This is a genomic window from Streptomyces sp. URMC 123 (assembly GCF_051386515.1).
Taxonomy (GTDB): Bacteria; Actinomycetota; Actinomycetes; order Streptomycetales; family Streptomycetaceae; genus Streptomyces.
On sequence record NZ_JBPQTV010000340.1, the window covers coordinates 1 to 6942 of the forward strand.

The following is a 6942-nucleotide window of genomic DNA, read 5'->3' on the forward strand; positions in this document are numbered from 1 at the left end:
ACCACGTTCGCCTGCGCGCACGGGCCCAGGCAGTCGGACGTGCGGACCGCCAGCCGTCCGTTCGACTCCGCCGCCGCGCCTGAGACCGCCGCGAGGTCGCGAACCCGTCTCACGTCACGTCCTCGTGGCGTTGAGGCTGCACGTACGAGAGCAAGGCCCCGCACACTCGGCCCAGCCGGAAGACCGCTGTCCGCAGCCCGTCATCCGGTTCTTCGTCGAGGACCCGCCGCGCCGCGTCGCAACTGGACTGGCACAGGTACCAGGAGGGATCACCGCGTTCGAGGGAGTCGGCCAGCGCCTGCACCTGCGGCCGCAACACGCGGACGTACCCCCGAAGCCGGTACCGGAGATCGGCCAGTTCCCGAGGCGGCAGAAAGCAGCGCACCGCCAATGCCTGCTCGACCGCCAACGAAATGGCACCCGTATCGATGGGATCTCGGTGCGGCTCCGCGTCCGCTTGCCGCTCCGTCGAGCGCACAGGTCGTTTTCTCACCGTCCCAGGGTCTTGCTACGGAGTGTGCCGCTCCATATCCGGCCGGTAATCTCACGGTGGGATGACTTCCCATCCCTCTCTGGACGGGCGGAGTTGGTGTGTCGACCATCGCATCGATCATGTTGCCCGCATGGGCGTGGGAACGAGCCGAAGTGCGACAGGCGCTTCTGGCTCGAGACGTCGGTGCCGTATTCCGGTATGCGCAGAAGTACACGGGCGCCAGCCAAGGAAGGATCGCCGCAGCGGCTGGGCTGACCCAGTCCCGGGTCAACGAAATCATCAATGGTCGCAGAGCAGTCTCCCGACTCGATGTCTACGAGCGCATCGCGAACGGTCTGGGCATGCCGGATGAAGCGCGCGGCCTTCTCGGCCTGGCTGCGCGGGGAACGGCGTCCAGCAGTGGGAAGGCCTTCGACCTCGCGGCCTTTCCCGAGGTGGTGCGGGTGTACGCGGAACAGGCCTCGGCCGCCGAAGAGATCCGCCAGCAAGCGCGCAGCGCCACGGAACTCGACGTGCTCGCGGTGCGCGGCCTTGGCCTGATCGGCCTGAACGACTCCCTGCTGCGCACGTGTCTGTCACGCCGACCGGGCGACCAGACGCCGAAAGTCCGCGTACTTCTCCTCGACCCGGAAGCGGATGCGCTCGCCCGACGTGCCGCTGAGATCGGTGAATCGGCCGAAGCCCTCTCCGGAGGCGTGCGCTTCACCGAGGCGCGCCTCAGGGAGCTCGCAAGCAGCTGTGACGTACAGGTGTACCGCTACCGCACGTTGCCGACATGGCGCGTCATCCGCATCGACTCCACGATGTTCGTGGGTGTGTTCGACGCGGGGTGGGAAGGACACGAGTCGGCCACGTACAAGGTCATGCAGACAGCGCATGGACCGCTGTACCGGGGCTTCAGGCGCATGTTCGAGGACCTTGTGCGCGAGTCCCGTCGCACGGTGTGAAAGCCGAGGAAGAGGGGGCCCCGAGTGATCGAAGCAGAGCTGAAGGCACGCGTACGGGCGGTCGAGGACGTGCGGCGAAGGCTGGAGAAGCGGGCCGTCGCGCAGGTCGAGGTGTACCGGGATACGTACTACGACGACGCGTCCGGCTCGCTCGCCGCCGAGGGCCGGGAGTTGCGGGTCCGCACCGTGCACGGCGCCGAGGGAACACGCTCCCTGCTCACCTATAAGGGCGCCACCGTCGACCGGGCGTCGGGATCGAAGCCGGAACACGAGACGGGCGTGGCCGACCCGGAGGCCACGCACGCGGTCCTCCGCGGACTCGGCTACAGGGTGACGGTCGCATTCGAGAAGCGGTGCAGCAACTACGCGTTCGAGGCCGCCGACCGCCGCATGCTGGCTACGCTGGTGCGGGTGCCGGAGATCGACGGAACCTTCGTCGAGCTCGAAACGCTCGTGGCCGACGAGAAGGACATGAAGGCCGCCCTCGGCGATGTGCGGTCGGTCCTCCGGAACCTGGGCATCGAGGACGACGACCTCACCACGGAGCTGTACACGGATGCGGTGCGAGCAGCGCGCTCGCGCGCATGAGGCCGCTGCGAAGTGCCGGAACAGCTCGGGTGACCCGCCCGAGGAAGGCGCCGTCGGGTCGAACGGGTGGACGCGGAACTACACGTGCGGAACGCGGCGGGTTGGTGGGGTGTGGGTAGGTAAGGGTGACGGTCACGCCGAGGAGGAAGCGGGCGACCCATGGAAGCCGACCGGACCCCCACCGCCGGAACCGAACCCGAAGCCGAAGCTGAACCCGAACCCGAGCCGGGACCCGGACCCGGGCCGTGGCCAGAGCCGGGGTCCGGGGGCGCACCCGCTTCCCACCCCGACGCCGGGCCCGAACGGCCGCCCCGCGCCGGGGCGCCGCCGGCCATCGGCCGCGCCGCCGGAGGCGGCCCCCGCGGCGGGCCCGCCCTCTGCATCGGCGTCGTCCTCCCCCGCACCGGGCGCCTCGCCGACCTCGGCGATCCGATGTCGTTCGTCGTGGAACTGCTCGCCCCCACCCTCCGGCACATCACCCGCGGCGCCCGCCGGCACCCCGTACGCCTCGTGTGCCGGGACAGCCGGTCCGACCCGGCCGCGGCCCGGCACGCCGTCGGGGAGCTGCTCCGCGAGGAGGGCGCGCAGATCATCGTGACCATGGCCGGCACCCGCGTGCTGCCCGCCGTCGCCGACACCTGCGAGGCCCTCGGCGTGCCCTGCGTCTCGACGACGTTCCCCTGGCAGGCGTACTACTACGGCCGCGGCGCCACCGACGCGCGGCCGTTCCGCTGGACGTACCACTTCGCCTGGGGCCTGGACGACATCGCCCACGTGTTCGCGCAGATGTGGGAGCGGCTGGACGGCGCCGGCGCCCCCGCCGCGCCCCGCACCGTGGGGTGCCTGTGGAACGACGACCTCCAGGGCGGCTTCCTGCGCGACGCCCGCCACGGCTTCGCGCCGGTCGCGGCGGCCCGCGGCCACACCCTGGTCGACCCCGGCGGCTACCGCGAGCCCGCCGTCGACTTCCGCTCCCACATCCACGCCTTCCTCGACGCGGGCGTGGAGGTGGTCACCAGCGCGGCCACCACCGCCGACCTCGACCTGTTCGTGGCGCAGGCCGCCCGCCAAGGGCTGCGCCCCCGGCTGCTGACCTGCTCGCGCTGGCTGGCCTACCCCGCCCGCGGCGGCCGGGGCCGGGCGCCGCACGCCGAGCACGTCGCCACGCTGGTCTACTGGTCGCCCCGGCACCCGTACCGCTCGTCGCTGGACGGCACCAGCGCCGCCGCGCTCGCCGCCTCGTACGAGCGGCGCACCGGCCGCCAGTGGCTGCAGCCGCTGGGCCTGGCCCACGCCCTGATCGAGGTGGCCGCGCACGCCCTGGGCGCGGCGGCCGACCCCACCGACCGGGCCGCGGTCGCCTACGCCCTCGGCAGGACGCGGCTGCCGACCGTCGCCGGCTGGCTGGACTGGACGCGCGGGCCGGTGCCCAACGTGGCGACGGTGCCGCTCGCCGGCGGCCAGTGGCAGCGGGGCCGGCGCCACGAGCACGAGCTGCGGCTGGTGATGGCCGCCGACTGCCCCGCCGTGGCCCCGGACGCGCCGCTGCTGTCCGCCGCGCTCACGCCGGGAAGCGGCGGGCCACCCAGCGCCAGCTGACCTCCAGCACGGCCGCGGCGGCGCCGGCCACCGCGACGGCCACCCACGGCAGGGTCGTGCCCACCAGCCTCAGCTCGAAGAACGTCTGGAGCCAGGGCGTCACGAGCACGATCAGGAAGCCGGCGCCCATGGCGAGCACGAGGGCGATCCGCCACCAGGTGTAGGGCCGGGCGACGATGGCCAGCACCCACATGGCCACCAGGAAGAGCGTCAGCGTGGCCGCGCTGGTCTCGGCCTTGAGCGCGTCCGGCCCGACGTAGTGGCCGCGGGCCAGCAGATACGTGGCGAAGGTGGCCGCCGCCGCGATGATGCCGGCCGGTACGGAGTAGCGCATGACCCGCCGTACGAAATGCGGCTTGGCGCGCTCCTTGTTGGGCGCGAGCGCCAGGAAGAAGGCGGGGACGCCGATGGTCAGCGTCGACAGCAGGGTCAGATGGCGGGGCAGGAAGGGATAGGGCACCTGCGAGCAGACCACCAGGATCGCCAGCAGCACGGAGTACACGGTCTTGGTGAGGAACAGGGTGGCGACGCGGGTGATGTTGCCGATGACCCGGCGGCCCTCGGCGACCACCGACGGCAGCGTGGCGAAGCTGTTGTTGAGCAGCACGATCTGGGCGACGGCCCGGGTCGCCTCGGACCCCGAGCCCATGGAGACGCCGATGTCGGCGTCCTTGAGCGCGAGCACGTCGTTGACGCCGTCGCCGGTCATGGCGACGGTGTGCCCGCGGGTCTGGAGCGCGCCCACCATGTCCCGCTTCTGCTGCGGGGTGACCCGGCCGAACACCGCGCCCTCGTCGAGCGCGCGCCCCATCTCCTCCGGCTCGGACGGCAGCCGGCGGGCGTCCACGGGCGCCTCGGCGCCGGGCAGGCCCAGCTTGCCGGCGACGGCGCCGACGGAGACCGCGTTGTCACCGGAGATGACCTTGGCGGCGACGTTCTGCTCGGCGAAGTAGCGGAGGGTGTCGGAGGCGTCGGGGCGCAGCCGCTGTTCGAGTACGACGAGGGCGGCGGCGCGTACGGAGTCGGTGACGGAGGGGTCGGACAGACCTCCTCCGGAGTGGTCACCGCGCGGTGAGTCGTCCTCCGGGTCGCCTCCGGCCTCTGAGTCCGCCGCGTCGCCGGCGCGCGGCTCGACCCGGGCCAGGAGCAGCACCCGCAGCCCCTGGGCGTTGAGGTGGTCGACCTCGTCGAGCGCGGAGTCGCCGTCGGGCAGCAGCACGTCGGGGGCGCCCAGCAGCCAGCTCGACCGCCGCGCGCCGTCCTCCCCCCGCGCACCGTCCTCACCCCGCGCACCGTCCTCACCCCGCTCGCCGTCCTCCCTCCGCTCGCCGCCGCCCCCGTCGCCGTCGCCGTCGGTCTCGGTGAACGTCGCCCCGCTGTACTTGCGCGCGGAACTGAACGGGAGCGCCTCCACGCAGCGCCAGCCGCTGCCGTCCGGATACGCCTCGACGATCGCCTGGAGGCTGGCGTTGGGCCGCGGGTCGGACGCGCCGAGCGCGCCCAGCACCCTCGCCACGTACGCCTCCTCCGAGCCGTTCAGCGTGCGCAGCTCGGTGACGTCCATGCCGCCCTCGGTGAGCGTGCCGGTCTTGTCCAGACACACCACGTCGACCCGGGCCAGCCCCTCGATCGCGGGCAGCTCCTGCACCAGGCACTGCTTGCGGCCCAGCCGGACGACGCCGATGGCGAAGGCCACGGAGGTCAGCAGCACGAGGCCCTCCGGCACCATCGGGACGATGCCGGCGACCATCCGCCGCACCGCCTCCCGCCAGTCGTCGCCCTCGACGACCGACTGGCTGACGATCAGGCCGATCGCGGTGGGCACCATCATCCACGTCACGTACTTGAGGATCTGGCTGATGCCGCTGCGCAGCTCGGAGTGGACCAGGGTGAAGCGGGACGCCTCCTCCGCGAGCTGGGCGGCGTACGCCTCCCGGCCCACCTTGGTGGCGGTGAACGCGCCGCCGCCGGCGACGACGAAGCTGCCGGACATCACCTGGTCGCCCGGCTTCTTCAGCACGGGGTCGGCCTCGCCCGTCAGCAGCGACTCGTCGATCTCCAGCCCGTCCGCCTCGACGACCTCGCCGTCCACCACGGCCTTGTCCCCCGGCCCCAGCTCGACGAGGTCGCCCAGCACGATCTCGGACGTGGGGATCTCGACGGACTCCCCGTCCCGGCGCACGGTCGGCCGGGCCTCGCCGATCACCGCGAGGTTGTCGAGGGTCTTCTTGGCCCGCAGCTCCTGCACGATGCCGATGGCGGTGTTGGCGACGATCACGAAGCCGAAGAGGCCGTCCTGGATCGGGCCCACGATCAGGATGATCAGGAAGAGGACGCCGATGATGGCGTTGAAGCGGGTGAAGACGTTGCCGCGGACGATGTCGGCGGTGGAGCGGGAGCTGCGCACGGGGACGTCGTTGACCTCGCCGCGCGCGACGCGCTCGGCGACCTCCGCGGCGGTCAGGCCCCGGGCCGCGCCCCGTCCGGGCCGCTGCCTCTCCTCGGGTGGGCGCACGGGATGTACGGGGTCGAGCTCGGCCCCGGCGTCGATGACCGGTCCGGGGCGGTCACCGCCCGGATCGGGGCCTCCGATGTCGATCTGCGCCCGATGCGTCATGTCTACGACCGTACGGGCGGAATCCGGGATTCACCCACCGGGCGCCCCTGATCGAGGGCCGGCGCGAGGCCCCCGGACGCGAGGATCAAGCCCCCGTCCGGCCGGCCTCCGGCGCGTTTCCCGTGGGGTCGGCGGCGTTCGGGGTGCGCGCCGCGGGGGCGGCGTTCGCCGATTCGGCCCGGGCGCGGCGGATCGCGGCGTCGCGCTTGCGGACGTACCAGATGCCGATGAGGCCGAGGGCGCCGCCGGCGAGGCACGTCCAGAGCCACCACAGGCGGTCGTGGTCGTCGAACCAGCGGTAGAACGGCAGCTGGGCGAGGAAGAGGACGAACCAGATGACCGTGCCGCCGGTGATGGTGGCCACGACGTTGCCCTCGAGGGGCTCGGGAGCCTCGTGTGTGGGGGTCCACTTACCCATCGGGGGCGGCCTTTCGCGCTCGGTCGTCGCCTGGCGTGGTCATTCGCCCGGCGTCTCCCCCAGCGTAGTCGCCGTCCGGCGAGGCTGGCATGACCTCCCTGTTCACGTCGTCCGTGACATCACCGTCGCCGCCTTTCCGGCCGTAGGCGTTTCGCCCTCCCGGCGGGTTTGCGCGACGACCACGGTTGCCCGCGCCTTCGGTGCGGGGACCACGGTTGCCCGCGCCTTCGGTGCGGGGACCACCACCTCACCCCGGCCTTCGGCCGGGGGTATGAGGAGC

At 72.6% G+C, this 6942-nt stretch carries 6 protein-coding genes and 1 pseudogene; 3 read left to right on the top strand and 4 right to left on the bottom strand.

Annotated elements, in window-relative coordinates; translation table 11 throughout:
• Both ACSNOD_RS26615 and ACSNOD_RS26620 read right to left on the bottom strand, forming a co-directional pair.
• Positions 1 to 95: pseudogene (locus ACSNOD_RS26615) on the bottom strand ((2Fe-2S) ferredoxin domain-containing protein); the annotation flags it as partial.
• 14 nt (positions 96 to 109) lie between these two features.
• Complete coding sequence (locus tag ACSNOD_RS26620) at positions 110 to 478, bottom strand: DUF6415 family natural product biosynthesis protein (protein WP_436769605.1); 369 nt, start codon at positions 476 to 478, stop codon at positions 110 to 112.
• A 113-nt stretch (positions 479 to 591) separates the two neighbouring features.
• On the opposite strand from ACSNOD_RS26620, the gene ACSNOD_RS26625 reads away from it, so the two are divergent.
• From ACSNOD_RS26625 to ACSNOD_RS26635, 3 genes are all read left to right on the top strand, one after another.
• Entirely contained in the window at positions 592 to 1440 is an 849-nt protein-coding gene (locus ACSNOD_RS26625) for a helix-turn-helix domain-containing protein (RefSeq protein WP_436769606.1), read from the top strand.
• A gap of 24 nt (positions 1441 to 1464) precedes the next feature.
• Entirely contained in the window at positions 1465 to 2028 is a 564-nt protein-coding gene (gene cyaB, locus ACSNOD_RS26630) for a class IV adenylate cyclase (RefSeq protein WP_436769607.1), read from the top strand.
• Positions 2029 to 2409: 381 nt separating this feature from the next.
• Positions 2410 to 3627: an ABC transporter substrate-binding protein gene (locus ACSNOD_RS26635; RefSeq protein ID WP_436769610.1), complete on the top strand. Its 1218-nt coding sequence runs from the start codon at positions 2410 to 2412 to the stop codon at positions 3625 to 3627.
• Here the strand turns inward: ACSNOD_RS26635 and ACSNOD_RS26640 are convergent.
• Both ACSNOD_RS26640 and ACSNOD_RS26645 read right to left on the bottom strand, forming a co-directional pair.
• A complete protein-coding gene (locus tag ACSNOD_RS26640; protein ID WP_436769608.1) occupies positions 3590 to 6244 on the bottom strand; it encodes an HAD-IC family P-type ATPase in 2655 nt (884 codons plus the stop codon). The two genes, ACSNOD_RS26635 and ACSNOD_RS26640, sit on opposite strands and share 38 nt — an antisense overlap.
• Before the next feature lie 85 nt (positions 6245 to 6329).
• The gene (locus ACSNOD_RS26645; protein WP_436769609.1) at positions 6330 to 6662 is read right to left on the bottom strand and encodes a DUF2530 domain-containing protein; all 333 of its coding nucleotides are present in this window, start codon (positions 6660 to 6662) and stop codon (positions 6330 to 6332) included.
• Positions 6663 to 6942: the final 280 nt, after the last annotated feature.

Bases quoted from the DNA above. Each gene is read 5' to 3' on its own strand.
- ACSNOD_RS26640 (WP_436769608.1), bottom strand. From the start codon at position 6,244: ATGACGCATCGGGCGCAGATCGACATCGGAGGCCCCGATCCGGGCGGT.
- ACSNOD_RS26645 (WP_436769609.1), bottom strand. From the start codon at position 6,662: ATGGGTAAGTGGACCCCCACACACGAGGCTCCCGAGCCCCTCGAGGGC.